Annotated in this window: 26 protein-coding genes and 1 pseudogene; 14 read left to right on the top strand and 13 right to left on the bottom strand. The window is 70.9% G+C overall.

Annotated elements, in window-relative coordinates; all coding sequences use genetic code 11:
• The first annotated feature begins 250 nt into the window (after window positions 1–250).
• Complete coding sequence (locus tag ACGFIK_RS16440; protein WP_327026865.1) at window positions 251–625, top strand: DUF6401 family natural product biosynthesis protein; 375 nt, start codon at window positions 251–253, stop codon at window positions 623–625.
• 52 nt (window positions 626–677) lie between these two features.
• Here the strand turns inward: ACGFIK_RS16440 and ACGFIK_RS16445 are convergent, their stop codons facing one another.
• A complete protein-coding gene (locus ACGFIK_RS16445) occupies window positions 678–1,520 on the bottom strand; it encodes a hypothetical protein (RefSeq protein WP_357530822.1) in 843 nt (280 codons plus the stop codon).
• A 189-nt stretch (window positions 1,521–1,709) separates the two neighbouring features.
• Between ACGFIK_RS16445 and ACGFIK_RS16450 the strand changes: the two genes are divergently transcribed.
• Window positions 1,710–3,830, top strand: a complete 2,121-nt coding sequence (locus tag ACGFIK_RS16450; RefSeq protein WP_393340016.1) for a SpoIIE family protein phosphatase — start codon at window positions 1,710–1,712, stop codon at window positions 3,828–3,830.
• Window positions 3,831–3,844: 14 nt separating this feature from the next.
• On the opposite strand, the gene ACGFIK_RS16455 is transcribed toward ACGFIK_RS16450, so the two are convergent.
• Window positions 3,845–4,804, bottom strand: coding sequence for an NAD(P)/FAD-dependent oxidoreductase (locus ACGFIK_RS16455; protein ID WP_393340019.1), 960 nt, complete (start codon window positions 4,802–4,804; stop codon window positions 3,845–3,847).
• A gap of 183 nt (window positions 4,805–4,987) precedes the next feature.
• Between ACGFIK_RS16455 and ACGFIK_RS16460 the strand changes: the two genes are divergently transcribed.
• From ACGFIK_RS16460 to ACGFIK_RS16475, 4 genes are all read left to right on the top strand, one after another.
• On the top strand, window positions 4,988–6,364 hold the full coding sequence (locus ACGFIK_RS16460) for a glycoside hydrolase family 6 protein (protein ID WP_327026869.1): 1,377 nt from the start codon (window positions 4,988–4,990) through the stop codon (window positions 6,362–6,364).
• A 137-nt stretch (window positions 6,365–6,501) separates the two neighbouring features.
• Window positions 6,502–7,089 (top strand): general stress protein, encoded by a 588-nt coding sequence (locus ACGFIK_RS16465; RefSeq protein ID WP_327026870.1) that lies wholly within the window; start codon window positions 6,502–6,504, stop codon window positions 7,087–7,089.
• Window positions 7,090–7,336: 247 nt separating this feature from the next.
• On the top strand, window positions 7,337–7,813 hold the full coding sequence (locus tag ACGFIK_RS16470) for a MarR family transcriptional regulator (RefSeq protein WP_327026871.1): 477 nt from the start codon (window positions 7,337–7,339) through the stop codon (window positions 7,811–7,813).
• Window positions 7,814–7,824: 11 nt separating this feature from the next.
• On the top strand, window positions 7,825–8,814 hold the full coding sequence (locus tag ACGFIK_RS16475; protein WP_327026872.1) for a pirin family protein: 990 nt from the start codon (window positions 7,825–7,827) through the stop codon (window positions 8,812–8,814).
• Window positions 8,815–8,869: 55 nt separating this feature from the next.
• Here the strand turns inward: ACGFIK_RS16475 and ACGFIK_RS16480 are convergent, their stop codons facing one another.
• Window positions 8,870–8,998, bottom strand: coding sequence for a hypothetical protein (locus ACGFIK_RS16480; protein ID WP_327026873.1), 129 nt, complete (start codon window positions 8,996–8,998; stop codon window positions 8,870–8,872).
• Between the two features lie 312 nt (window positions 8,999–9,310).
• Between ACGFIK_RS16480 and ACGFIK_RS16485 the strand changes: the two genes are divergently transcribed.
• A complete protein-coding gene (locus tag ACGFIK_RS16485; RefSeq protein WP_327026874.1) occupies window positions 9,311–10,132 on the top strand; it encodes a SigB/SigF/SigG family RNA polymerase sigma factor in 822 nt (273 codons plus the stop codon).
• Window positions 10,133–10,187: 55 nt separating this feature from the next.
• Here the strand turns inward: ACGFIK_RS16485 and ACGFIK_RS16490 are convergent, their stop codons facing one another.
• The 3 genes from ACGFIK_RS16490 to ACGFIK_RS16500 are packed head-to-tail and all read right to left on the bottom strand — an operon-like array spanning window position 10,188 to window position 12,941.
• A complete protein-coding gene (locus ACGFIK_RS16490; RefSeq protein ID WP_327026875.1) occupies window positions 10,188–10,781 on the bottom strand; it encodes a GNAT family N-acetyltransferase in 594 nt (197 codons plus the stop codon).
• Entirely contained in the window at window positions 10,778–12,274 is a 1,497-nt protein-coding gene (locus ACGFIK_RS16495; protein ID WP_327026876.1) for an APC family permease, read from the bottom strand. The genes ACGFIK_RS16490 and ACGFIK_RS16495 overlap by 4 nt, the downstream gene beginning before the upstream one ends.
• A 40-nt stretch (window positions 12,275–12,314) precedes the next feature.
• A complete protein-coding gene (locus ACGFIK_RS16500; RefSeq protein WP_327026877.1) occupies window positions 12,315–12,941 on the bottom strand; it encodes a GPP34 family phosphoprotein in 627 nt (208 codons plus the stop codon).
• Between the two features lie 143 nt (window positions 12,942–13,084).
• Here ACGFIK_RS16500 and ACGFIK_RS16505 point away from each other — a divergent pair, with 143 nt between their 5' ends.
• Window positions 13,085–13,927: a helix-turn-helix transcriptional regulator gene (locus tag ACGFIK_RS16505; protein ID WP_327026878.1), complete on the top strand. Its 843-nt coding sequence runs from the start codon at window positions 13,085–13,087 to the stop codon at window positions 13,925–13,927.
• A 43-nt stretch (window positions 13,928–13,970) separates the two neighbouring features.
• Window positions 13,971–14,171: a DUF397 domain-containing protein gene (locus ACGFIK_RS16510; RefSeq protein WP_327026879.1), complete on the top strand. Its 201-nt coding sequence runs from the start codon at window positions 13,971–13,973 to the stop codon at window positions 14,169–14,171.
• Between the two features lie 181 nt (window positions 14,172–14,352).
• Here the strand turns inward: ACGFIK_RS16510 and ACGFIK_RS16515 are convergent, their stop codons facing one another.
• From ACGFIK_RS16515 to ACGFIK_RS16525, 3 genes and pseudogenes are all read right to left on the bottom strand, one after another.
• The gene (locus tag ACGFIK_RS16515) at window positions 14,353–14,535 is read right to left on the bottom strand and encodes a hypothetical protein (protein WP_393340179.1); all 183 of its coding nucleotides are present in this window, start codon (window positions 14,533–14,535) and stop codon (window positions 14,353–14,355) included.
• Between the two features lie 229 nt (window positions 14,536–14,764).
• Window positions 14,765–14,932 (bottom strand): annotated as a pseudogene (locus ACGFIK_RS16520) (epoxide hydrolase N-terminal domain-containing protein); the annotation flags it as partial.
• Window positions 14,933–15,142: 210 nt separating this feature from the next.
• Window positions 15,143–15,871, bottom strand: a complete 729-nt coding sequence (locus ACGFIK_RS16525) for a protein phosphatase 2C domain-containing protein (protein ID WP_327026880.1) — start codon at window positions 15,869–15,871, stop codon at window positions 15,143–15,145.
• A 212-nt stretch (window positions 15,872–16,083) separates the two neighbouring features.
• Here ACGFIK_RS16525 and ACGFIK_RS16530 point away from each other — a divergent pair, with 212 nt between their 5' ends.
• Together ACGFIK_RS16530 and ACGFIK_RS16535 are read left to right on the top strand one after the other, a co-directional pair.
• Window positions 16,084–18,696 (top strand): glycoside hydrolase family 9 protein, encoded by a 2,613-nt coding sequence (locus ACGFIK_RS16530; RefSeq protein WP_327026881.1) that lies wholly within the window; start codon window positions 16,084–16,086, stop codon window positions 18,694–18,696.
• Window positions 18,697–18,893: 197 nt separating this feature from the next.
• A complete protein-coding gene (locus tag ACGFIK_RS16535; RefSeq protein WP_327026882.1) occupies window positions 18,894–19,427 on the top strand; it encodes a GNAT family N-acetyltransferase in 534 nt (177 codons plus the stop codon).
• 129 nt (window positions 19,428–19,556) lie between these two features.
• Here ACGFIK_RS16535 and ACGFIK_RS16540 read toward each other — a convergent pair whose 3' ends face one another.
• Genes ACGFIK_RS16540 through ACGFIK_RS16550 form a run of 3 tightly spaced genes read right to left on the bottom strand, consistent with a single transcriptional unit; the run spans window position 19,557 to window position 22,254 of the window.
• Window positions 19,557–20,522: a TIGR03885 family FMN-dependent LLM class oxidoreductase gene (locus ACGFIK_RS16540; protein WP_327026883.1), complete on the bottom strand. Its 966-nt coding sequence runs from the start codon at window positions 20,520–20,522 to the stop codon at window positions 19,557–19,559.
• Window positions 20,523–20,562: 40 nt separating this feature from the next.
• Complete coding sequence (locus tag ACGFIK_RS16545; protein WP_357530835.1) at window positions 20,563–21,975, bottom strand: NADP-dependent succinic semialdehyde dehydrogenase; 1,413 nt, start codon at window positions 21,973–21,975, stop codon at window positions 20,563–20,565.
• 15 nt (window positions 21,976–21,990) lie between these two features.
• Window positions 21,991–22,254 carry a DUF6343 family protein gene (locus ACGFIK_RS16550; protein ID WP_327026885.1) on the bottom strand — a complete coding sequence of 88 codons (264 nt, stop codon included), beginning with the start codon at window positions 22,252–22,254 and terminating at the stop codon, window positions 21,991–21,993.
• Window positions 22,255–22,424: 170 nt separating this feature from the next.
• Between ACGFIK_RS16550 and ACGFIK_RS16555 the strand changes: the two genes are divergently transcribed.
• Window positions 22,425–23,273 carry a GDSL-type esterase/lipase family protein gene (locus tag ACGFIK_RS16555; RefSeq protein ID WP_327026886.1) on the top strand — a complete coding sequence of 283 codons (849 nt, stop codon included), beginning with the start codon at window positions 22,425–22,427 and terminating at the stop codon, window positions 23,271–23,273.
• On the opposite strand, the gene ACGFIK_RS16560 is transcribed toward ACGFIK_RS16555, so the two are convergent.
• On the bottom strand, window positions 23,261–24,031 hold the full coding sequence (locus ACGFIK_RS16560; protein WP_327026887.1) for an EcsC family protein: 771 nt from the start codon (window positions 24,029–24,031) through the stop codon (window positions 23,261–23,263). The genes ACGFIK_RS16555 and ACGFIK_RS16560 overlap by 13 nt on opposite strands.
• 193 nt (window positions 24,032–24,224) lie before the next feature.
• Here ACGFIK_RS16560 and ACGFIK_RS16565 point away from each other — a divergent pair, with 193 nt between their 5' ends.
• Window positions 24,225–25,136, top strand: a complete 912-nt coding sequence (locus ACGFIK_RS16565; protein WP_327026888.1) for a PAC2 family protein — start codon at window positions 24,225–24,227, stop codon at window positions 25,134–25,136.
• Window positions 25,137–25,248: 112 nt separating this feature from the next.
• Complete coding sequence (locus tag ACGFIK_RS16570) at window positions 25,249–26,034, top strand: exodeoxyribonuclease III (RefSeq protein WP_327026889.1); 786 nt, start codon at window positions 25,249–25,251, stop codon at window positions 26,032–26,034.
• Window positions 26,035–26,059 lie beyond the last annotated feature (25 nt).

Genomic DNA, 26,059 nt, shown 5'->3' on the forward strand with positions numbered 1-26,059 from the left:
GCACCGCCGCCCGGTCCGAATCGCCCCCTTCTCACCGATTCCCGGCCGCTGTGCGTTTGCTCACCCGGCCGCCGGGCGGTGCGGTCGGTTCGGGGCATTCTGCTCCGGTCGTCCCCTTCCTGATGTCCCCTCCTGCCCGGTCCGCACCGAGTTGCACCGTGTGACCGAAGGGGTGACTCCGGCCGTGGAGGGGCCGACCGGCCGAGCGGACGAGGACGCTCCCGGTCCGGGTTGGATAGATTTCTTTTCCATGCAGGTGCCCCCGAACCAGGTTCCCGCCGCCACCGCCGTCGACTCGACGCGCACCACCCTGGTGGGACTCGTCAACGCCGTAGGCCTCGACGGACTGGCCGCGGCACACCAGCTGCCGGGACTGCTCGCGGCCGTCGACCAGCACGCCGCCGCGGTACGCGACAGCCTGCACGGCGATCAGCGTCCGCTGACGGCCCCGGCCCTGGCCGGGTACGCCGAGGGGATCGAGGCCGCCGCGACCGAACACGGCTGGCAGCCGCCCACCGACCCGGTCGACTGGTCGGAGGCCGACTGGGTGCTGGTGCGGCTGCTCGCCGTCTGCGCCCTGACGGCCGCCCTGGACACCCCGGCCGCGCAGCCCTCGCCGCTGTGACGGCAACGGGTGCCCGCCGAGAGCGGACACCCGTTGTGCGCTGCTGCCGTGCTCAGGTACGAAACTGCTGGGTCTCGTCACCGGCGGCGCCGGACTGGTGGGTCCCCCGGCCACCGGCCATCGCCTGACTGCGCTCGGCACCGGCCCGGTCGGCCATCTGCCGCTGCATGTCACTGCGGCCGGCTGCCGCGCCCTGCCGCTGCTCACGGACGGCCCGCGACTCCTCGGAGATGCGGTGCAGCCAGTCCTCCCAGCGGTTCTGCATCGGCTTCACGAGACCACCGCCCACGCCGACGATCAGGATGCCGGCCACGGTGGCGAGTACCGCGATCAGCACCGGAGTGGTGACCGTGGTGGCGATGCCCACCTGGTTCAGCGCCGCGATCACACCCAGGGCGATGACGAAGAACGCCGCCAGGTCCGCCAGCACCTTGCCGTAGGACAGGCCGCCCAGCGCACCGCTGACGATGTCCCGTACGGCGTTGGCGATGGCGAAGGCGATCACCACGATGACGATCGCGACGAACGCTCGTGGCAGCCAGGACACCACCCCTGAGATCAGGTTGCTGATCGCGTTGGGCCCCCAGACCCCGAACGCGAACTGCAAGGTGAACAGCAGCACGGCGTAGTACGCCAGCTTCGCCAGGATGTCGCTGGCGTCGTACTTCGTTCGTTCCAGTGCCCGTTTGACGCCACCCCGCTCGACCGCCCGGTCGAACCCCACCCGTTCCAGGGCCGCGTCAACGATCTTGAGTACGGCTCTGGCGATGAGCCATCCGACCACCAGGATCGCGATGAACGCGATGGCCCTCGGTACGAACAGCAGCACCGACCTCCACATGTCGGCCACGGCGGTGCCGATATCGACCTGCCTGGCCGCGAAGGTTTCCGGCATGATGTCCCTCCTGTCGCATGGTCTGCCCGACGCGCTTACCCCTTCCCTCAGGCCACACGCCGCGCCGTTGCCCTCCTTTTTCCCGACAGGTCACCAGAGAGGGGCTCTTACCTGGCCTTATGCCCCGGCTGCGGCGCACCGGGACGGATGATCGAAACACTGTTCGGCCGTCCGGACTAGGCTGCTGTCATGCCAGGAAAGGTCGGGCGAGTCCCCACGCCAGCAGGCCCCGTGTCGAGCGCGCGGCTGCCTGGCGTCACCGGCCTGGTCGGTCGCCATCAGTGGAGCGCCAGCAGGCTCGGCCCCCCGGAGTTCTGGGACACCGCGGTACGCGCCGCCGCCGAGATCGTGCTCGCCTCCCCCGCCCCGATGGCGCTGCACCTGGGCGACGAGTTCTTCCTGGTCTACAACGACGCGTACGCCGCACTGATCGGCGACAAACACCCCCAGGCCCTGGGGCAGCCCGCGCCGCAGGTCTTCGCGGAGGTGTGGCCGATGCCGGGCATCGGTGACGTCGTGGAACACACCTACCGCACCGGTCAACCGTTCCTGGAACGGGAGACCACCATGCCGCTGCGCCCGGCCCCCGGCCAGCTCGACCAGGCCGAGTACGTGCGGGCCTGCTCCCCGGTCCGGGACAGCCGGGGCCGCATCGTCGGGGTGCTGTCCGTGATCGCCGAGACCAACCCGGCCATCCGGCAGCTGCAGGGGATCAGCGATCTGGCCGCCGCCCTGTCGGCCACCCTCACCCTGGACGACGTGGCCCGGGTAGCCCTGCGCTACGCGATCACCTCCTTCGACGCCGACCGGGTCGCCTTCGCGGTGGACGACGCCGGTGGGTGGCGGATGGCCCGGCGGGTGCGGGGGGAACTGGTGGATGAGGCCGACGAACGGCTCCCCCCGCTGTGGCGGCGGGGTCCGGCGGACTGGCCGGCCCCGGGGGCGGTCAGCGCCCGCACCGGGCGGGCCAACTACATCACCGACGGCGAGCCGCTGCGGGAGGTAGCCGCCGACCGGCACGACCAGAAGATCCGGGCCCTGGCGGCCGTACCCCTGCGGGCCGTCGGGGTACGGGGTGCCCTCACGGTCGGCTACCGGTCCGCGCACACCTGGTCGGCCCAGGAGCGGGCCTTGCTGGAGGCCTCGGCCGAGCTGGTCGGCCAGGCCACCGAACGGGCCCGCCGCTTCGAGACCCAGCACGGCACCGCCCAACTGTTGCAGCGCAGCATGCTGCCGGAGAACCTGCCCAGCCTGCCCCGGCTGCGGATCGCGGCGCGCTACGACCCGGGGGTGGACGGCAACGCCGCCGGTGGGGACTTCTACGACGCCTTCCTGCTGCCCACCGGTGACCTGGGGGTGGTGCTCGGCGACGTCGCCGGACACGACGTGCAGGCCGCCGCCCGGATGGGCCAGGTACGCGCCGCCCTGCGGGCCCTGGCCCTCAACGACCCCCGCCCGGACCAGGTGCTCGTCGGGCTGGACCGACTGGTCAGCAGCCTGGGGGCGGAGGCCGGCACCCACGAGCTGTTCGTCACGGTGGCCTTCGGGGTCATCGATGTCACCGGTGAACTGCTCACCCTGGCCAGCGCGGGTCACCCCGCGCCGCTGATCCGGCGCTGCTCCGCCGACGGGGAGCCCAGAGCCGAGTACGTGCCGGTGCCGGTCGGCGCCCCGCTGGGGGTCGGCTACCGGCCGGCCACCTGCACGGTCGCCTTCCCGCCCGGGGACACCCTGCTGCTGTTCAGCGACGGGGTGGTGGAACGACGGCGACACGGGCTCTCGCACGGCCTGGCGCGACTGGCCGAGTCGGTGGCCGCGGCGCACAGCGGCGACCCCCGCGCGTTGTGTGCCACCGCCACCGCCTCGGTACCCGGCGCCACCGAGGACGACGTGGCCGTGCTCGCGGTCGAGTACGCCCTGCGGCCGAGCCGGTCGGCCCGGATGGAGGTGCCGGCCGAGCCGACCGCCCCCAGCCGGGTACGGCACTGGCTGACCGCCCAGCTCACCGAATGGCAGGTGGCCGAGTCGGTGATCGGGGCGGCGGTGCTGTGCACCAGTGAGCTGACCACGAACGCCCTGCTGCACGCCGGCACGGCGGCCCGGGTGGAGATCGACCTGAGCCCGGAACGGCTGCTCGTGTCGGTGGCCGACTCCGGTTCACGCGGCACGGTGACCCGGGCCCGGACGGACACCCTGAGCAGCCGGGGCCGGGGACTGGGCCTGATCGAGGAGTTGAGCGACGCCTGGGGCACCGATCCCACCGTGCGGGGCTCGACGGTCTGGTTCGAGATCCTCACCCCGCCGCAGTAGCCCGGTCGCAGGGCTCAGGCCAGTCGTTGCGCCAGGGCCCGCCCCAGGTCCCGGCCGGAGCGCCAGGCGGTCTGCACCCGGGGTTGGGCACCGAAGGCGTCGCCGGCCAGCCCGATGCCCGCCTCGTCCAGGTGGAAGGTGGCGGGATCACCGGCCATGGGCTGGGCGTAGCGCCACCGGTGCAGGTGCACCGCCACCGCCGGGTCGGGCAGACCCAGCAGGTCGCGTACGGCCGCCTCGACCGCCGGGGCGGCGGCGGTGGGCTGGGCCAGGTGGCCTTCGGCGAACTGCCCGGTGGTGTGCGCGACGAGCACGGGGGCCTGGTCGCCCCGGCGGTCCCCGTCGTCGCAGACCAGCCGCAGCACCGGGTGGTCGTTGACGAAGGCCCCCCGGAAGTCCGGCCAGCGTCGGGCCGGGAACCGCAGCACCGCCGCCAGGGCGGGTGACCAGCGCTGGGCGGCGAGCGCCTCGGTGGCGGCGGTCAGGGCGGGGTCCAGCAGCAGCGCGGCCTGGGGCCCGGGCATCGCCAGCACGACCGCCTGGCAGCTGCGGCCGTCCACGGCGGGGCCCGGAGCGACGTCGAGCACCAGGCGGTTCACCCGCACGGGCAGGTCCCGGGCCAGGTGTTCGACCAGCGAGCGCAGCCCACCGGGGGCGGCCCACCGCAGGGGACCGCTGACCGTACGCCTGCCCTGCTCGCCGTAGGCGAGGAAGGTGTCGGTCCACTCCCGGGCCAGCCCGACCCCCTGCCACCGGGCCACCTCCTCGGCGAAGTCCGGATCGCTGACCGTGAAGTAGGCCGCCCCGAGGTCGGCCGGGCGTCCGTCGAAGCGTTTGCTGGCCATCCGGCCGCCGACCACCCGGGCCCGTTCGTGGATCTCCACCGGCACCCCGGCCCGGCGCAGCTCCTGCGCACAGGCCACTCCGGCGATGCCGGCACCGACCACCACGACGCCGGTCCGATCGGTAGTCATCCGGTGATCCTACGTACCGGTCGGACCCGAATCCGTTCGTCCGGGGGCTGACCAGGCCGAGAGATACACCTAAAGCTGTCGATGCTTCCGGAAGGTCTTCACAATTTCGCAACGGGCCCGTACCTTGGCGGACATGTGGGAGCGCTTCCACGCAACTTGCTCGATATATCCGAGGAGCAGACCATGAGAACCCGACGCACGTCCGCCGTGGTCGGCGCGGTGACGGCACTGACCGTCGCCGCCACCGTCGGTGTGGGCGCGCTGCTGGCAGCGCCCGCCGCAGCGGCCGACTCCGCCTTCTACGTGGACCCGCAGACCAGCGCCGCCCGCTGGGTGGCGGCCAACCCGGGTGACTCCCGGGCCGCCGTGATCCGGGACCGGATCGCCAACGTGCCGCAGCCCCGCTGGTACACCACCACCAACACCTCGACCGTGCAGGGCGAGGTCAGCCAGTTCGTCGGCGCCGCCGCCGCAGCGGGCAAGATCCCGATCCTGGTGGTCTACAACATCCCCAACCGCGACTGCAGCAACCACAGCGGTGGCGGGGCCCCCAACCACAGCGCCTACCGCCAATGGGTGGACCAGGTGGCGGCCGGCCTGCAGGGCCGACCGGCCACCATCATCCTGGAGCCGGACGTGCTCCCCATCATGACCAGCTGCATGGACGGCAACCAGCAGGCCGAGGTCCGGGCCTCGATGGCGTACGCCGGCAAGGCCCTCAAGCGTGCCTCCTCGGCGGCGAAGGTCTACTACGACATCGGCCACGGCGGCTGGCTCTCTGCCGGCGAGGCCGCCAACCGGCTGCTCGCCGCGGACATCGCCAACAGCGCCGACGGCATCTCGGTGAACGTGTCGAACTACCGGAGCACCGCCGGTGAGGTCTCCTACGCCAAGTCGATCATCGCGGCGACCGGGATCTCCCGCCTGAAGGCGGTCATCGACACCAGCCGTAACGGCAACGGTCCCGCCGGCTCGGAGTGGTGCGACCCGCCGGGGCGGGCCATCGGCACGCCGAGCACCACCAACACCGGCGACTCGGCGATCGACGCCTTCCTCTGGGTCAAGCTGCCCGGTGAGGCCGACGGCTGCATCGCCGCCGCCGGTCAGTTCGTGCCGCAGCGGGCGTACGACCTGGCCATCGCGGCCGGGCCGCTGCCCACCACGCCGGCCCCCACCACCCCCGGCCCGACCACTCCCCCGCCGCCCCCCACCACTCCTCCGCCGCCGCCGACCACCCCGCCGCCGGCCGGTGGGTGCACGGTGACCTTCACCCCGAACACCTGGACCGGTGGCTTCACCGCCGAGATCCGGGTGACCAACCGCGGCAGCGCGGTGAACGGCTGGACCCTGTCCTTCAACCCCGGCTCCGGGGTACGGCTGAGCAACGGCTGGAACGGCACCTGGAGCCAGTCCGGCGACCGCATCTCGGTGCGGAACGCCGACTGGAACGGCAGCCTGCCCAGCGGGGGCACCCTCAGCACCGGCTTCCAGGGCACCTACAGCGGTAGCAGCCTGCCGGCGCCGAGTGGTTTCACCCTCAACGGCACCAACTGCACCTGATCACCCCCCTCCGGACAGGCCCCCCGCCACCGCCTTCGGGCACCGGCGGGGGGCCTTCCTCCTCTCCTCATCCCCGGCGCCGGCGCGTTACCGCTGCCCTCGGACGGGAACGCCTGGTACGACGAAGGAGGAGACCCATGACCACACAGTCGAATCCCCCGGCCTGGCAGCCGGGCGTGACCGGCGGCGGCACCCTCCCGTCGGGCCCGGGTGGCCGGACCGCGGCACCCAGCGGCGACGGGCAGAGTCCGCAGTTCGGTCCACCGACCGTGACGATCGGGGCCTACCCGGACTATCCCTCCGCCCAACGGGTGGTGGACCACCTGGCCGACAACCGGTTCCCGGTGGAACGCAGCGCGATCGTGGGCACCGATCTGACCCTGGTGGAGACCGTTCTGGGCCGGATGACGACAGCTCGTGCCGGACTGATCGGCGCCGGCACCGGTGCCTGGTTCGGTCTGTTCATCGGCCTGCTGTTCGGCATCTTCACCGTCGGCAACTGGATCGCGGTAATCCTGGCCGGCCTGGTCATCGGGGCCCTCTGGGGCGCGGTGTTCGGGGCGGTGGCACACGCCATGACCGGCGGCAAGCGGGACTTCACCTCGGCCAGTTCGCTGCGCGCCAACCAGTACGCCGTGATCGTCGACGCGGACGTGGCCGAACAGGCCCGTCAGGTGCTGGGTCGACTGCACCTGGGCGGGCGGACCCCGCAGACCGCGGGCTGAGCACCCGATCGACGGACGCCGACGACGTCCGGCCGCCCTCGACCATGACGGTCGGGGGCGGATCGCATCTCAGTCGGTGGCCAGTCGGGCGTGCAGATGCTCGTCGTGGCGTCGGCCGTGCGGCCGCTGGAAATCCGATCCGGTCATTCAATCCTTCAATACCTGACCTCGCCTGCCCGTTGGTCAGTCTTCCAGCCAGCAGTCCAGTGAGTTTGTTCAAATTTGAATTTTGAGCTATCGTGGGGCCATGACCGAGAGCCTGAGCGCCGACCGGCTAGCTGCTTGGCGGGCGTACATCGAGGCCAGCCAGCGGTTACTCACCCGGCTGGAGGAGGAGTTGCGCGCCACCAGCGAGCTGAGCCTCGCCGACTACCACGTGCTCGTGCTGCTCAGCGAGGTCCCCGGGCACCGGCTGCGGATGGGCGAGCTGGCCGGCCGACTGGTCTTCTCCCCCAGCCGGCTGACCTACCAGATCTCCTCGATGCAGCGGCGCGGCCTGGTGGTGCGGCAGCCCTGTCCGCAGGACGGCCGGGGCAGCGAGGCGGTGCTCACCGCCGCCGGCCTGCTGGCCCTGCGCGAGGCCGCACCGCAGCACCTGCACTCCGTACGTACCCACCTGATGGACGACCTCGACGACGCCGAGATCGCCTGCCTGACCAGGATCTTCACCCGACTCGGCCAGCGGCTACAGGCAACCGCCAGCCCCGCCCACAGCGACAGTTGAAGGAGCCTTCGATGCCCGCGATCACGGTCGACAACGTCCTCGTCCTGCCCCGCCTGCCCCGGCTGGACGAGTCCACCACCACCATCCGCCCGGTCCGTCGGCTGACCACCGCGCCCAGCGGCTTCGAGGGCGAGGGCTTCCCGGTGCGCCGGGCCTTCGCCGGGGTACCGGTCAGCGAGCTGGACCCCTTCCTGCACCTGGACCAGATGGGCGAGGTGGAGTACGCCCCGGGCGAGCCGAAGGGCACCAGTTGGCACCCGCACCGGGGCTTCGAGACCGTCACCTACATCATCGACGGGGTCTTCGAGCACCAGGACACCCACGGCGGGGGCGGCACGATCACCAACGGCGACACCCAGTGGATGACCGCCGGCAGTGGTCTGCTGCACATCGAGGCCCCGCCGGAGCACCTGGTCGTCAGCGGCGGGCTGTTCCACGGCACCCAGCTCTGGGTCAACCTGCCCAAGGTGGCGAAGATGAGCCCGCCGAAGTACCAGGACATCCGGGGCAACCAGGCCGCCCTGCTCACCACCCCGGACGGCGGTGCGCTGATCCGGGTGATCGCCGGTGAGATCGCCGGGCACCGGGGACCGGGCTCGACGTACACCCCGATCACGGTCACCCACGTGACCGTCGAGCCGGGGGCGCAGGTCGATCTGCCCTGGCGGCCGGACTTCAACGCCCTGGTGTACGTGCTGGGCGGGCGTGGCACGGTCGGTGCCAACGGCCGTGGGGTCCGGACCGGGCAGCTGGCGGTGCACGGCCCGGGTGACGCCCTGCGGATCAAGGCCAACGCCCGGCAGGACAGCCGGACTCCCACCCTGGATCTGTACATCATGGGTGGTCAGCCGATCCGGGAGCCGGTGGCCCAGTACGGCCCGTTCGTGATGAACAGCCGGGACGAGCTGATCCAGGCTTTCGAGGACTACCAGGCCGGACGGCTCGGGGTCATTCCGGCGAAGCGGCTGGCGCACACCGAGGGCCAGGGTTCCCGGCCCTGAGTCAGGCAGGACGACGAGTTGGGGGCGCCCGATGCGACCGGGGCGCCCCCGCTGGTCAGGAAACGGCGAAGATGCCGGCCAAGCCGAGCACCACCATCACCAGTACGGCCAACAGCGCTCCCCGCTCCCCTTCCACCGCCTGCTCGCGGTGCTCGGTCACAGCGCTGGTCGTCTCGCCGGGCATGGTGCGGCCTCCTCGAGTTTGGGGTGCGTGCCGATCCGGCCCTTGAGTAACCCGTCTGGGCCGCCGGAAACCCGGTGGCCGCACCCGACCGCGACCCGCCCGGCGACCGGATGCGGAGAGCAGTAAGCCCGGTCGATGCCCGTTACCCATGACCAATTTGAACCGATTTCACGGTTTAAATCACTTAAACACATCGTCCGTTCGGCTAGATTTCTGTTGGCCTATCAGGCTATGGTGACTCCCGAACGTACCAACAGTGCCCAACCGAAGCGTCACGTCTTTATCCGCGGACGAGGTGCAGGGAGGACCACCATGACCGCGCCAACGATTAGCGAGGCGGCTACCGCGCCGACGACCGCGGCCAAGCTCGACCCGCGAGCGCTCACCGACAGCGCCACCGACCTGCTCAACGCGATGGCCGCGCTGCCCGCCGGACACCCGTCCCGCGCCGCGCTGCGCGACCGGGCCATCGAGGCATGGCTGCCGCTGGCCAACCACCTGGCCCACCGCTACAGCGGGCGGGGCGAGCCGACCGACGACCTGGCCCAGACCGCGGCCGTCGGCCTCATCAAGGCCATCGACAAGTTCGACCCCTCCCGGGGTGTCGACTTCGCCGGCTACGCCATCCCCACCATCATCGGCGAGCTCAAGCGCCACTTCCGCGACCGCACCTGGGACATCCGGGTGCCCCGACGGTTGCAGGAACTGCGCCTGGCCATCTCGGACGCCAACAGCTCGCTGCTGCAGACCCTCGGCCGCTCGCCGACCGTGGCCGACATCGCCGCCCACCTCAAGCTCACCGAGGAAGAGGTCCTGGAGGGCCTGGAGGGCGCCCGCGCGTACAACGCCGTCTCCCTGTCCACCCCCACCGGCGACGGCGACCGGGCCACCGAGCTCGGTGACATGCTCGGCGGTGAGGACAGCGAGTTCGAGCTGGCCGAGCTGCGGGTGGCGCTGGGGCCGGCCCTGGCCACCCTGGACGAGCGTGAGCAGAAGATCCTGACTCTGCGCTTCTACGGGAACCTGACCCAGTCGCAGATCGCCGAGCAGATCGGGGTGTCACAGATGCATGTGTCCCGGCTGCTGGCCCGGGCGCTGACGAAGCTGCGGGGGCAACTCGACGGAACGTACTAGGAGGGGGTGGCGACGGTGGCCGGGCCGGCGGGCCCGGCCACCGTCGTGTCCGCGCTCAGTCGGTACGCGGCTCGCGCCACATCGGCCAGAACGGGGTGCCGTCCGGCAGCCGGAACGGCTCGGACTCCTGGTAGCCGTGCCGGGCGTACAGGACCCGGTTGCTCTCGCTGCTGGCCTCCAGGTAGGCCGGTATCCCGTTGGCGTCCAGCCAGGCGTGGTGGTGCCGCAGCAGGGCGCTGCCCACCCCGGTGCCCTGCCGATCCGGCCGCACGGCCAGCAACGCCAGGTGGTGGTGATCGGCGTGCGGATGGTGGGTGGCGAACAGCTCGTCCAGGTGGGCAAAGCGGGGGGTCCACTCGCCACAGGCGGCGGCCAGCCGGGCGTCGTAGTCCTCCGGTTCGGGCAGCGGGTCGCCGACCGAGGGCAGCCAGACCGCCACCCCGGCCCGGTCGGTGGTGCCGAAGACCAGCCCGTGCCGCAGGGCGTGGGAGACCACGATCTCGAACTGGCCGGCCAGCACCGCCTCCCGCTTGGCCTCCTCCGGCACCAGCCACCGGGTGGCGTCCAGCACCAGGAAGGCCTCCGCGATCCGTTCGGCCACCCACCGGGCGTCGGCCGGTTCCAGCCGTACGATGCTCACCTCGGTCATCGCCCCACCTCCGTGGTGGGCAGCACCGCGGCGGTGCTCTCCGCACCCAGACCGATCCGGGCGTAGGTGTCCGGGCGGCTGTTGCGCAGCACCAGCCCCCAGAGCACACCGAGTGCGGCGGCCACCGGGTATGCCGCCGGGAAGAGCCAGCGCAGCGGCGAGTCGGGCTCCAGCCCGAGCATGTCGGCGAAGTTCTGCACGGCCAGCACGATGATGGAGATCAACGCGATCCCGGCGATGGCGGGAGCGATCAGCCGGCGCCACAGGGTCTCCTGCTCCCCGCTGCGCGCGAAGTAGGCGATGATCGCGACGGCGGTCGTGGCGATCAGCAGCAGCACCCCGAAGCCGCCGGTGATGCCCAGCCAGAAGAACAGTTGGAGCACCGGGTCCCAGCCGTTGATCGCGTACAGCAGGATGACCGCCAGGCCCAGGGTGCTCTGCGCCAGCGAGGCGGCCCGGGGGGCCCCGGTGACCGGGGAGGTACGGCCGAAGATCGCCGGCAACACCCGCTCCCGGCCCAGCGCGAAGGCGTACCGGGCGGTCGTGTTGTGGAACGAGATCATCGCGGCCAGCACCGAGGTCAGGAAGAGTGCCTGCCCGATGGTGAGCACGGTGTCACCCAGGTGCGCTCCCGCCAGGTTGAAGATCAGGTCGATGCTCTGGGCGTTGGCCTCCTCGACGATGCGGTCCGGTCCCACGGCGACCGTCATGCTCCACGAGGACAGGGCGTAGACCACACCGATGATCGCCACGGACAGGTAGGTGGCCATCGGCACGGTGCGCTTGGGGTCCTTGCTCTCCTCGCTGAACACCACCGAGGCCTCGAAGCCGACGAAGCCGAGGATCGCCAGCACCAGCACGGCACCGACCCCGGGCACGAAGAAGTTGTCCGGGGAGAAGGCCGCGAAGCTGACCCCGCCGGAGGCCGGGTTGCTCAACTGGCCCAGGTCGAACAGCAGGATGATGGCGATCTCGGCGCAGAGCAGGGCGGCCAGCACCATGCCGTTGATGTCCACCCGCAGCAGGCCCAGCAGCCCCACCATGGCCCAGGCCACCAGTGCCACCACCCACCACTGGGGGGCGATGCCGAACAGCCGGTCCAGCACCGGGGTGGCCGCCGCGCCGATGGTGCCGTAGAGCCCCACCTGAAGCGCGTTGTAGGCCAGCAGCGCCACCCAGGCCGTACCCACCCCGGCGGGGCGACCCAGGCCCCGCGCGACGTAGGCGTAGAAGGCCCCGGCGTTGGCCATCCGACGGGCCATCGCCACGTACCCGGCGGAGAAGATCGCCAGCACGGCGGCGACCGCCAGGAAGGCCAGCGGGATACCGAGCACCCCGATGACCCCGTAGCCGGTGGTGACCACCCCGGCCACCACGGTCAGCGGCGCTGCCGCGGAGAGCACGAAGAAGACCACGGAGGGTACGCCGAGCCGGCCCCGGGCCAGCGCCTCGGAGACGTTGCTTGGTCGCTGTGGTGTCAGTGTGGAGGACATGGATGACTCCGGATGAGTGTGAGGGGGTTTAGGCGCCGGCTCAGGAGGTGCCGCGCAGCACGGCCGCGCCCACTGCGGCCTCGGTGTGCGCCACGAGCTCCTTGAGGGGGGCCGGCAGAGCGGGGATGATCAGATTGAGTCGGTGGTGGGCACGGGGGCCGGCGCTCCACAGCACTTCCCGGGTCAACCCGGCGGAGGCGACCAGACCCAGCAGCAGCGCGTCCGGCACGCTCGGCGGGTCGGCACGTTCCAGCACCGCACGCAGCCGGGTAGCCGGCCAGGCGGCCACATTGGGATCGATCGGCACGTAGCTGACCGTGGTGCGCAGCAGCCGTCGGCTCTCCTGCCGACGCAGCGCACCGGCCCGACAGAGCCGCTCCCCCACCGAGGTCACCGAGGTCTGGGCGAGGAAGCTGAGCCAGGTGCGTACCGACTGGTGCTGGGCCTCACCGATCAACTGGTCCAGCACGGTGTGCGCCAGGGCGTCCGCGGGCGGACGGCGGTCGATCACGCTGACCTGACCGTTGGTGACGGTCAGGTGTCCATAGAGGATCAACTCGCCGAGCAGCCCGCCGGCCAGGCCCAGACCGGTGGCGGCCGGGTGCAGTTTCGCCTTGCCACGGATGTCGTTGTGGGCGATCAGGAAGAACTCGTCGGCGATGAGCAACGGTCCTCCCCCGAATGGCCGTCCTGTGTGATCGCGAACCCGGGAAAGCATGCACGTCGATGCACTGCAATGCAACTCCCGTTTTCGACAGTTGCACTCCGTGCTGATGCGACCTGCGGATTTCCCCGTGACAGACTCGGAGGGTGACCGCAAGCCCCACTGTTCGCCGCCGCCGCATCGCTCGGGAACTCCGTCAACTGCGGGAAAGCGCCGGAATGACGCTGGATGTCGCCGCCCGGCAACTGGACATGTCCAAAAGCAACCTCTCCCGCATCGAGAACGCCCAGATCGGCATCAAGCCCCGCGACGTACGCGCCGCGTTGGCCCTGTATCAAGTGACCGGAAACGACGCCGAGGCCCTCATCGAGATCGCCCGTGGCGCCCAGCAACGCGGCTGGTGGCAGCACTACAGCGACGTACTGCCGGAATGGTTCGAGTTCTATGTCGGCCTGGAGGCCGAGGCCGCCACCCTGCGCACCTACGAGGCCGAGGCGGTGCCCGGCCTGTTGCAGACCGAGGCGTACGCCCGGGAGGTCTACCGGCTGACCGCCGGCGAGGAGGATCTCGACCGCAAGGTCGCCGCCCGACTCCGCCGACAGGACGTGCTGCACAGCGACGCCCCGGTCGAACTGTCGGTGGTGTTGAACGAGGCCGTCCTGTTACGCCCTGTCAGCGACCGGGCCGTAATGGCGGGTCAACTGTCGCATCTGGAGACGGTCGCTCAACTACCGAACGTCACGATTCAGGTACTGCCCTTCGAGGCGGGCGGGCACCCGGCGATGAACTCCCCGTACGTGATCCTCACCTTCGCCGACGCCGCCGACGCCGCCGTGGTCTACCTGGAAAACCTCACGACAGGCCTGGCACTGGAAGAGGCCGGACAGGTGGGCTCGTATAGCCTTGTGCACGAGCGGCTGCGCCGGTTGGCGCTGGATCCGGCGGCATCTCTGATCCGCCTGAAAGAAGCTGCTCGCTACTTTACGTGATCGCGTCAGCGCGATCACCCTCAGTATTTATGAAGGGATCGCGATGACCGCGCTCGACCTGTCCCGGGCGAAGTGGCGCACCAGCACCCGCAGTGTGGGTAACGGCAACTGCGTGGAAGTCGCCACACTCGACGGTCATGTCGCGGTGCGGGACAGCAAGGATCGCGGCGGGCCGGTGCTGACGTTTCCACCATCGGCCTGGAGCGCCTTCGTCGTCGGCCTCGACGAAGCCGACGGTCGCTGACCGCTGCGACATCAAGGCAGCCGGCACCGCCGGTACGCGGTAGCTGGCACACGGCGTCGCCGCTGCACGGCGGAGACACCGGGCAGGGGCAGCCCTCACACAGGAGTCTGCCCCTGCCACGGCCAGCGCGGTCGTTCTTGAGCGCAGCGGCGCTCAGCTCACACGGCCCCCATCGGCGTCGCTAGCGCAGCGACCGGAAGCCGGCGCGCAGTTCCTCCACGAAGACCTCCGGCCGTTCCCAGGCCGCGAAGTGCCCACCCTTGTCCAGCTTGTGGTAGTAGACGAGATTCGGGTACGCCCGCTCGACCCAGCTGCGCGGGGCCTGGTACAACTCGTCGGGGAAGGCACTCACCGCGGCCGGCACGGAGACCCCCTTGGTGGCGAAGAAGGAGAGCGGGTTCTCCGCGTAGAGGCGGGACGCGGAGACCGCCGTGTTCGTGGCCCGGCAACGACGGGATCACCAGGTGGAAGGCGTCGGACGCGGACGCGCCGTACGCCGTCGGATCGGTGAGCGGCCCGATGATCTTCAACTGCTCGATCACGGACCCGGGCCAGCCGTGCGTGACGATGAGCGGCAGCGCGTCCTCGTGCCGGGAGCGGACGTGGATGAAGTGGATGTCCAGGCCGTCGATCTCGGTAAGGAACTGCGGCAGGTCGTTCAGTCTCGCCTCGATCCTGCGCCAGTCGTACTCGGTCTCCCAGTAGCGCGCGAGTGCCTGGATGGTGGCCAGCGGCACGCTGTCCCCGTCGATCAGGATCACGCAGATGGGATTGCCGGCCGTCGCCCGTCACGGGCGCGCATCCCCTCGACGGCGGCTGCCTCGATCAGGCCGGTCGTCGAGGAACAGGCCGCCTCAGGTCAACACTAGGTCCGCCGCCGCGACGGCGAGCGCCCTCGGCGCAACGTCACGTCCGAACCTGTTCACGGTGTTCGGCTGGCCGACGAAAGCGGTGCCGTCCTTCGGGCGCCCTCAGCCCTCGTCGACCACGTCCGCGACGACGACCGTGACATTGTCCGGTCCACCGGCGCGCAGCGCGAGGTCGATCAGCCGGCGTGCGCACTCCTGACGGTCCGGGTATTCGGCCAGCACCTCGGCCATGGTCTCGGCGCTGACGACGTTGGACAACCCGTCGCTGCACAGCAGCCACCGGTCCCCGGCCCAGGGCAGCATCGTCGCGTACGTCGGGGAGATCTCGTCGCCCTGCAACGCCTGGGTGACCACGGCCCGGCGCGGATGGCTGCCGGCCTGGTCGGGGGTGATCAGGCCCTGGTCGACCAGCATCTGCACGAAGGTGTCGTCCCGGGTGATCTGCTTGAGCACCCCCTCGCGGAACAGGTACGCCCGGGAGTCGCCCACATGCGCCAGGGCCAGGCAGCTGCCGGTACGCGCGAACAGCAGCGCGGTCAGTGTGGTGCCCATCCCCTGTCGTTGCGGATCATCCGCGACCGCCTGACGGATCCGGCTGGTGGCCGACTGGATGCCGCTCTGCAGGGCGGCCACCAGGGCGTCCTCGGGGGTCTCCACGTCCAGTGGGGCCATCGCCTCGATGGCGATCGAGCTGGCCAGGTCGCCCGCGGCCATGCCTCCCATGCCGTCGGCGACCGCCACCAGCCAGGCGCCGGCGTGCAGGGCGTCCTGGTTACCACTGCGGATCAGGCCACAGTCGCTCGTTCCGGCAGAACGCAGCTTCAGGGTCATGGCACGCAGCCTGCCAGGCGAAGGGCGGGGTTGTCTCTAGGAGATCGGGACGACCGGGCGTGGCGCGGCAAATCTCACTGCTGAACGCCCCGATGAGGATCGGGTGCGATCGATTGACACGATCGGCCGTCCCTGGAAACATGCCCGATACCTGGGAGCGCTCCCAGGTTTCCCCCACCATTTGCCCGTCCTGTTCGTCGGAAGGATCCCCCGTGACGCCACCCCGACGTCGTCTAGCGGTGCTCGCTGCGGCAACCGCCGTGGCGCTGGCCGGCACCACCGCCGGCACCGCCTACGCCGACCCCCCGGCAGACGCACCCGAACAAATCACCAACGGCGACTTCAGCAACGGCTCCTCGCCCTGGTTCTCCTTCGGCACCGGCCCCCTCGGCGTGGTCGACGGCCAACTCTGCACCACTGTCGCCGGTGGCCTGGCCAACCCGTGGGACGCCGGCATCGGCCACGACGGAGTGCCGCTGATCGCCGGCGCCGAATACACCCTGGGCTTCGACGTCACCTCGACCCCGGGTGGCTCGGTGACCGCGGTGCTGCAACTCGGCAGCGCCCCCTACACCGGCTACTACTCGGTCATCGCGGCCGCCACCCCCACCCAGCAGCGGGTCGAGCGGACCTTCGTGGCCCCGACCGACGACAGCCGGTCCCAGCTGATCTTCCAGGTCGGTGGGGCCGCCGAACAGCAGACCGTCTGCCTGGACAACGTCTCGCTGCGCGGCGGCAACCCGCCCGAGCCGTACGAGCCGGACACCGGCCCCCGGGTCCGGGTCAACCAGGTCGGCTACCTGCCGCACGGGCCGAAGAACGCCACCGTGGTCACCGACGCCACCGAGGCCCTGCCCTGGCAGTTGAAGTCCGCCTCCGGTGCCGTGGTGGCCAGCGGCAACACCACCCCCCGCGGGGTCGACCCGGCCTCGGCGCAGAACGTCCACTCGCTGGACTTCTCCTCGTACCGCACCCCCGGACAGGGCCTGACCCTGACGGTGGACGGTGAGGTCAGCCACCCGTTCGACATCTCCGGCGCCCTCTACGAGCAGCTGCGCTCCGACGCCCTGCAGTTCTTCTACATCCAGCGCAGCGGCATCGCCATCGACGGTGACCTGGTCGGCGAGGAGTACGCCCGCCCGGCCGGCCACCTGGGGGTCGCCCCCAACCAGGGCGACACCGACGTGCCCTGCCAGCCCGGGGTCTGCGACTACCGGCTGGACGTGCGCGGCGGCTGGTACGACGCGGGCGACCACGGCAAGTACGTGGTCAACGGCGGCATCGCCACCTACCAGTTGCTGAGCACCTTCGAGCGGACCAAGAACGCGGCCACCGCCGGGTTCGGTGCCGCCCTCGGCGACGGCACCCTGCGGCTGCCCGAGCGGGACAACGGGGTACCGGACATCCTCGACGAGGCCCGCTGGGAGCTGGAGTTCCTGATGCGGATGCAGGTGCCGGCCGGCAAGCCGCTCGCCGGGATGGCCCACCACAAGATCCACGACGAGAACTGGACCGGACTGCCGTTGCAGCCCGAGGACGACCCGGAGCTGCGTGAGCTGCACCCGCCGTCCACCGCCGCCACCCTGAACCTGGCCGCCGTCACGGCCCAGTGCGCCCGGCTGTTCGCCCCGTACGACGCCGCCTTCGCGCAGCGTTGCGGCACCGCGGCCAAGACCGCCTACGCCGCGGCGAAGGCCAACCCGACCCGCTACGCCAGCCCGACCGACGGCAACGGCGGCGGCGCGTACGACGACAGCAACGTCACCGACGAGTTCTACTGGGCGGCGGCCGAGCTGTACCTGACCACCGGTGAGGCCGCCTACCTGGCCGACCTGACCGCCTCGCCGCACCACACCGGCGACGTCTTCGACGCCCGGGGCTTCGGCTGGCAGAGCGTGGCCGCCCTGGGCCGCCTCGACCTGGCCACCGTGCCCAGCGGGCTGGCGGCGGCCGAGCTGACCCGCATCCGCAAGTCGGTGACCGACGCCGCGGACGGCTACCTCGCCGAGATCGCCCGCCAGGCGTACGGGCTGCCGATGCCGGGTGAGTCCAGCAGCTACTTCTGGGGCGGCAACAGCAACGTGATCAACAACGCGATCGTGCTGGCCACCGCCTTCGACCTGACCGGTCAGGCCAAGTACCGCGACGGCGCGGTGCAGACGATGGACTACATCCTCGGCCGCAACGCGCTGAACATCTCGTTCGTCACCGGTTGGGGCGAGCACGCGGCGGAGAACCAGCACAGCCGCATCTTCGGCTACCAGCTCGACCCGACCATGCCGAAGCCGCCCGCGGGCTCGCTGGCCGGCGGTCCCAACGCCGACCTGCAGGACCCGTTCGTGGAGAAGCTGCTCGCCGGCTGCGCCCCGATGTTCTGCTACGTCGACGACATCGCCTCCTACTCGACCAACGAGGTGGCGATCAACTGGAACTCGGCGCTGGCCTGGATCGCCTCGTTCCTGGCCGACCAGGGTGACTCGGCGGCCGTGCCGGCACCCACCTGCTCGGTGACGTACACCAACTACGGCTCCTGGCAGGGCGGCACCGGCTTCACCGGCCAGGTGACCATCCGCAACACCGGCACCACCACCCTGAACGGCTGGACCGCCAAGTTCGCCTTCACCGGTGACGCCAAGGTGCGCGAGGCCTGGATGGCAGACGTCAAGCAGTCCGGCGCCACGGTGACCGCGAAGAACGAGTCGTACAACGGCAACATCGCCCCCGGCGGCACGGCGATGTTCGGCTTCAACGCCACCACCGGCAAGGGCGCCAACCCCGCACCGAACCTGATCACGGTCAACGGCGCACCCTGCACCGTCTCCTGATCCCCGGGTGGGGTGCCGTCGGCGACCGGCACCCCACCCGGCCCCACTCGCGAGGGGCCCGGCCCGGCTGCGGCCCGGCCCGCTCGGGGCCCGGTTGATCAAAAAGTTTGGGTCTGGATTCCGCCTCCAGGCGACCAAACCTCTTGATCACCGGGCCCCTCGCTGTTCGCCTGGTCGCCGGGTAGCAGGATGGCGGCATGGATGATCTGGTGTTGCGGGCCGGAGGGCCGGAGGATGCGGCGGCGGTGTTGCGACTGCTGGACGACGCCACCGCCTGGCTGGTGGCGCAGGGGCGTACCGGGCAGTGGGGCACCGAGCCCGCGTCGACCGACCCGCGCCGCATCGCCCAGGCCGACGGCTGGGCCAAGGGCGACGGTCTGTGGCTGGCAGAAATCGGCGACCGACCGGTCGGCGCGCTCGTGGTGGGCACCGCCAACGACTACGTGCCCCCGGCCACCGAACCGGAGCTGTACGTGAACCTGCTGGTCACCGACCGGGCGTACGCCGGAGCGGGAATCGGTGCCCGACTACTGGCGCACGCCGCCGACCTGGCCCGACAAAGCGGTGTCCACCTGCTCCGCGTGGACTGCTACGCCGGCGACGACGGCGCCCTGGTCCGCTGGTACCAACGCCAGGGCTTCACCCCCACCACCCCCTTCACCCTCACCCGCCCCGCCCAACCCCCCTGGCCCGGCCAACTCCTAACCCACCCCCTGTCTCCGCCGCGTTGATCATGAGGTTGACGGCAGTCTGGAGATCGACAACTGCCGCTAACCTCATGATCAACGGGGCACAGACAGAGGGCGCGAGGGGGGTGGGGTTAGGGGGGTGGGTGGGTTAGGGGGTGTGGGGTGGGTGGGTTAGGGGGTGTGGGGGAGTTTGGGGAGGACCTGGGTGCCGAAGGCGTCCAGGAAGGGGCGTTGGTCCTGGCCTACGTGGTGTAGGGCTATCTGGTCGAAGCCTAGGTCGATGTAGTCCTCCAGCCAGCCGGTGTGTCGGCCCAGGTCGGCGGAGATGTTGACCACCTCGGCCAGGCGGGACATGGGTACCTGGGCGGAGACCACGTCGAAGTGTTCCGGGGTGGCCAGGTCCCAGCAGACCGGGGGGGCGAAGACGTTGCTGCGCCACTGGTCGTACGCGATGGCCTCGGCCTCGGCCTGGCTGCCGGCCCAGCTCAGATGCACCTGGAGGTGGATCGGCCCGCGACCGCCGGCTTCCCGGTAGGCGTCGATCATGCGGCGAAGGTGGTCGGTGGAGGCGTTCACGGTGATCAGACCGTCCGCCCATTCGGCACACCAGCGGGCGGTCTCGACACTGACCGCGGCGCCGACCAGGGCGGGCGGCTGCTCGGGTCGGGTCCAGAGCCGGGCCCGGTCGACCCGGACCAGCCCGTCGTGGCTGACCTCCTCGCCGGCCAGCAGGGCCCGGATGACCTCCACGCACTCGCGCAGCCGGGCGTTGCGGACCTCCTTGCGGGGCCAGGCCTCGCCGGTGACATGTTCGTTGGCGGCCTCACCGGAGCCCAGCGCGGCCCAGAACCGGCCAGGGTACATCGCGGCCAGGGTGCCGATCGCCTGGGCGATGATGGCCGGGTGGTAACGCTGGCCCGGTGCGTTGACCACGCCGAAGGACAGCCCGGTGGCCTGGAGCGCGGAACCTAGCCACGACCAGGCGAACCCGGAGTGCCCCTGCCGCTCGCTCCAGGGTGCGAAGTGGTCGGAGCACATCGCGGCGTCGAAGCCGACCTCCTCGGCGTGACACACCGCCTCCAGCAGGGCACGGGGATGAATCTGCTCGTGGGAAGCGTGGAAACCGATCGCCGTCATGCCGGCCTCCCTACCCAGGCCGGCGGAAAAGTAAGCCGGGCTACTCGGCGTGCGCCCCGGCGCCGGCCCCGGCCTCCCCCGCACCGATCCAGACCGTCTTGAGGTTGCAGAACTCGTGCATGCCCTGGGCGGACAACTCCCGGCCGTACCCGGAGTTCTTCACCCCACCGAAGGGCAGCTCCGGGTACGAGGTGGTCATGCCGTTGATGAACACCGCCCCGGCGACCAGGTCGGTGGCGAAACGCTCCTGCTCCTGGGGGTCCCGGGTCCAGGCGTTGGAGCCGAGCCCGAAGGCGGTGCCGTTGGCCACCTCGATCGCCTCCTCGTACGAGGACACCCGGTACAACCCGGCCACCGGCCCGAACACCTCCTCGGACCACATCCGCATGCTCGGATCGAGGTCGGCGACCACGGTCGGCGGGTAGAACCAGCCCTCCCCGGTGGGTTTGCGACCACCGCAGAGCACGGTGGCTCCCTTGTCGACCGCGTCCCGGACCTGGGCGTCGACCTCGTCGCGGCCCCGCTCGCTGGCCAACGGCCCGACATCGGTGTCGGCGTCCATCGGGTCGCCGACCCGCAGCGCCGACATGCGGTGCGCGAACGCCTCCGCGAAGGCCTCGTAGACCTCGGTGTGCACGATGAACCGCTTGGCCGCGATGCAGGACTGCCCGTTGTTCTGGCAGCGTGCGGTGGTGGCCACCTCGGCGGCCAGTTCCACATCGGCCGAGGGCATCACCACGAAGGGGTCGCTGCCGCCCAGTTCCAGCACGGTCTTCTTCAGCTCCCGGCCGGCGATCTGGGCGATGGACCGGCCGGCGGGCTCGCTTCCGGTCAGGGTGGCGGCGCGTACCCGGGGGTCGCCCAGGATCTGCTCCACCGCCTCGGAGCCGACCAGCAGGGTCGTGAAGGCCCCCTCGGGGAAACCGGCGCGGCGGATCACGTCCTCCAGCAGCAGGGCGGTCTGCGGCACGTTGGAGGCGTGTTTGAGCAGCCCGGTGTTGCCGGCCATCAGGGCCGGGGCGGCGAAGCGTACGACCTGCCAGAGCGGAAAGTTCCAGGGCATCACCGCGAGGACCGGCCCGATCGGCTGGTAGCGGACGAAGGCCCGGGTCGCAGAGACCGCCTTCGCGTCGGCCGGTAGATCGGCCAGGAACTCGGCGGCGTGGGCGGCGTAGAAGCGGAAGGCGGCGGCGCACTTGGTGACCTCTGCCTTGGCTGCGGCGTACGTCTTGCCCATCTCGGTGGTCATCAGCCGGGCGATGTCGTCGCGTTCGGCCTCCAGCAGGTCCGCCGCCGCGTTCAGCCACCGCCCGCGCTGGTCGATGGTGGTGCCCCGCAGCTGCTGGTACGCCAGATCGGCCCGTTCGATCGCGTCGCTCAGCTGCTCGTCCGACATCGGCTCGAAGGTCTTGAGCACCTGGCCGGTAACGGGGTTGGTGGTGGCGATGGGCATCAGGGCTTTCTCCCGTCACTCGAAGAGCGAGTGCCGCACACCGGGTTCCTCACGGCGGCGGGCGGCACGGCGGCGTTGGATGACGGCCAGGTCGACGACCGCGACCACCGCGAAGATCACGCAGACCACACCGAGCAAGGCCAGCTCGGCACGGAACGCCAGCACCGCGAAGACGACCATGGTGACGAGCCCGAAGCCGGCCAGCACCAGCCGCAGATTGAGTGCGCTGTACGCGTGGCCGACCGTGCCGCGGGCACGCCGGGGCTGTGATCTCGTCATCACCTCCACCTACCCCGCACCGCCCGGACTAACCGCCACCACCGCGACTAGCACGCTTCTCGACCCGGCGACAGGGATCTGCCGCATCTCCGACAAGGCGGCACGAAGGTCACGCGGCCCACGCGTACAGTCATCCTGCCGTCTCTGCGCGCTACGAGGCTGGGGAAGTCATGCCTGGACGCTGGACAACCGCCGCCGTCTGCCTGCTCGCGTTGGTCGCCCTGGCCTGCGAGGCGGGCGGAGAGGCGACCCCCCGACCCACCGGCAGCCCGCCACCCGGCTCCCCCAAGGTGGTCGCCGCCCTCGGTGACTCCATCACCACCGGCTTCGGCTCCTGCCTCGTGCTCACCTCCTGCGAACGCAACTCCTGGTCCACCGGGTCGGGGCTGCGGGTCGACAGCCACTACCGCCGGCTGCTGGACCGCAACCCCAAGCTGCGGGACAAGGCGTACAACCACGCCCGACCGGGGGCCCGGGCCGCCGCGTTGGCCGGCCAGGCGGAGGCGGCGGTACGCGACCGGGCCGACTACGTGACCGTGCTGATCGGGGCCAACGACGCCTGCCGCAACTCCATCGAGGCGATGACCCCGGTTACCGAGTTCCGGGCCGAGATCGACCGAGGGCTGAAAGTGCTGCGCGAGGGCCGACCCAAGGCCCGGGTGCTGGTGGTCAGCATCCCCAACCTGTACCGGCTCTGGGAGGTCGGCCACGACGACTCCCGGGCCACCCGGGCCTGGCGACGGGGGGTCTGTCCGGCGCTGCTGGCCGAGCCGACCTCGACCGCACCGGCCGACCGGGCCCGCCGCACGGAGTTCAAGGAACGGATCTCGGCCTACAACAGACAACTGTCGGCCGCCTGCCGCGCGTACGGCTCCCGGTGTCGGTACGACGGCGGGGCGGTGCACCGGGTCAGGTTCGACCTGGACCTGGTCAACGCCCTGGACTACTTCCACCCCAACACGGCCGGTCAGTCCCGTCTCGCCGAGGTGACCTGGCGGTCCTCCGGCTACGCCGACTGATCGTCGTCCTCAGGGGAACGGCGAGGGGTCGGGATGTGCGGATGACCGTGCTGACGGTAGTGGGCCCGGGAGCGTTCGGCGAGGTTCTTGGTGGCCGAGGAGTTCGCCCAGGTGCCCAGAATGATGGCCGCCCCCGGTACCACCTTGGCGAAGACCCGCTTCGCGGCCCGTACCCCGGCCATCTGGGCCAGCCGGATCCCGAGCCGCAGCATCGCCCGACCCAGGGTGGTCTGACCGCCACCACCGAACAGCGCACCGGCCCGTTCCCGGCCCGCCGCCACCCCCAGGGCCAGTCGGGCGCTGGCCGCCACCTTGTGCACCTTCTGCAGGACCAGCAGGTCGGCGGCCCGGTCCTGGTGTGCCGGGTCCGCGCCGTAGGCGGCGGCGATGTGCAGCACCATGCGGGCCTGGGTCCAGGCGAGCACCCCGACATCGAGCACCGCACCGGGCAGACCGGCCGCCCCGGAGACGGCACCGGAGAGCCGGGCCTGGTTGACGAATCGGCGTACCACCTGATCGGCCAGGGAGTCCGGGGTGGCGTTCGGGTGCTGCGCGCGGGCCTGTCGGACCCAGGTGGCCGCCTCCGGACCGAGTCGGCGTACCGCCTCCAGGGCGAGATGTTCCGGGGCGTACTGCGGGTCCTGGCGCATCCGGTCCCAGAGGGTGACCGGTGGCGTCTCGGTGGCCTCACCCTCGGGCCGCCGGCCCGGCACTGCCGGGACGCCGGGCTGTCCGTTGACCGGAGCCGGGTCGCTCATCACCACTCCCTTCCACGATGCTCACTCATATGTACCCCCGGGCCGCAACGCCGTATTCGGGCAGGGTCGGATCGAATCCGGGTCGGGCGGACCGGCGCGGCAGGAATGCGCCAGGATGGCGGGTACGTTCTGGCGATCGGGGGAGCCGTCAAACCAGCAACCCCCGTTACGCGCAACCAGGGAGGCCGCACCGGTGCTCGATCCACACGAGCTCTACGAACTCACCACCGATCTGCCCGAACTAGGGCAACCGGTCCTGATCCAGGCACTCACCGGTTTCGTCGACGCCGGCAACGCCAGCCGACTGGCCCGCGAGCAGTTGCTGACCTCGTTGGAGTCCCGCCAGATCGCCCGCTTCGACCTCGACCAGCTCTTCGACTACCGATCCCGCCGCCCGGTGATGACCTTCGTGGAGGATCACTGGGAAAGCTACGACACGCCGGAGTTGGTGCTGCATCTGCTGCACGACGACGACGAGACCCCCTTCCTGCTGCTCACCGGGCCGGAGCCGGATCTGCAGTGGGAGCGGTTCGTCGCCGCGGTCGCCGGGCTCTCCGCCCGGCTGGACGTACGCCTGACGGTGGGGCTCAACTCGATCCCGATGGCGGTGCCGCACACCCGGCCCGCCGGGGTGACCGCCCACGCCACCCGCCCCGATCTGATCGTCGGCTACGAGCCGTGGCTGCAACGGGTCCAGGTACCCGGCAGCGTGGGTCACCTGCTGGAGTTCCGCCTGGGTGAGGCCGGTCGGGACGCCCTGGGCTTCGCCGCCCATGTGCCGCACTACGTGGCGCAGGCGGAGTACCCGGCCGCCGCCGAGGTGCTGCTCGCCTCCGTGTCCCGCAGCACCGGGCTACTGCTGCCCCGCGACGGGCTGCGCTCCGCCGCCGAGGCGGTCCGGGTGGAGATCGACCGGCAGGTGACGCAGAGCGAGGAGGCCAGCACCCTGGTGCAGGCCTTGGAGGAACAGTACGACGCGTACGCCCGGGGTCAGGAAGGTAAGAACCTGCTGGCGGCGGAGACCGGCCCCCTGCCCACCGCGGAGGAACTCGGCGCCGAACTGGAACGTTTCCTGGCCGAACAGACCCGCCCCAACAACGAATGAGGGTGTAAGGAAGGGCCCCTTGTTAACGCCTGGTGCAGAGCAGGGGCCCCCTGTTAACAACCTCAGGGGTGGCGGCGCGCGGAGTCGGGCCGGGATACGGCAGGCTGACATCATGCGTCTGGCGACCTGGAACGTGAACTCGGTGAAGGCCCGCCTGCCCCGGCTGCTCGACTGGTTGGCCGGCACCGAACCGGACGTGGTCTGCCTCCAGGAGACCAAGTGCCCCGACGGCGCCTTCCCGGTGGCCGAGGTGGGCGAGCTGGGCTACACCGTGGCCAGCCACAGCGACGGCCGGTGGAACGGGGTGGCCATCCTGTCCCGGGTCGGCCTGGCCGATGTCACGGTCGGCTTTCCCGGCGAGCCGGGCTTCCCCGAGCCGGAGGCCCGAGCCATCGCCGCCACCTGCGGCGGGGTACGCGTCTGGTCGGTGTACGTGCCGAACGGGCGGGCCCCCGACGACCCGCACTACGCCTACAAGCTGGCCTGGCTGGGGGCCCTGCGGGAGGCGCTGGCCGCCGAGTTGACCGACCATCCGGCGTTGGCGGTCTGCGGGGACTTCAACGTGGCCCCGACGGACGACGACGTGTGGGATCCGGCGTTGTTCGCCACCTCCACCCATGTCACCCCGGCCGAACGGGCCGCCCTGGCGGCGTTGCGGGACCTGGGCCTCGTCGATGTGGTGCCCACCCCGATGAAGGGGCCGTATCCCTTCACCTACTGGGACTATCGGGCCGGCATGTTCCACCAGAACAAGGGCATGCGGATCGACCTGGTGTACGCCTCGGCACCGTTGGCCGGCACGGTCCGCGCGGCCTATGTCGACCGGGAGGCCCGCAAGGGCAAGTCCCCCTCCGACCATGCCCCGATCGTCGTCGACACCACAGTCGAAACCTTCTGAGGTGACGACTCTGCGCCGTGGCGGG

The organism is Micromonospora sp. NPDC048871, assembly GCF_043198155.1.
Classification (GTDB): Bacteria; Actinomycetota; Actinomycetes; order Mycobacteriales; family Micromonosporaceae; genus Micromonospora.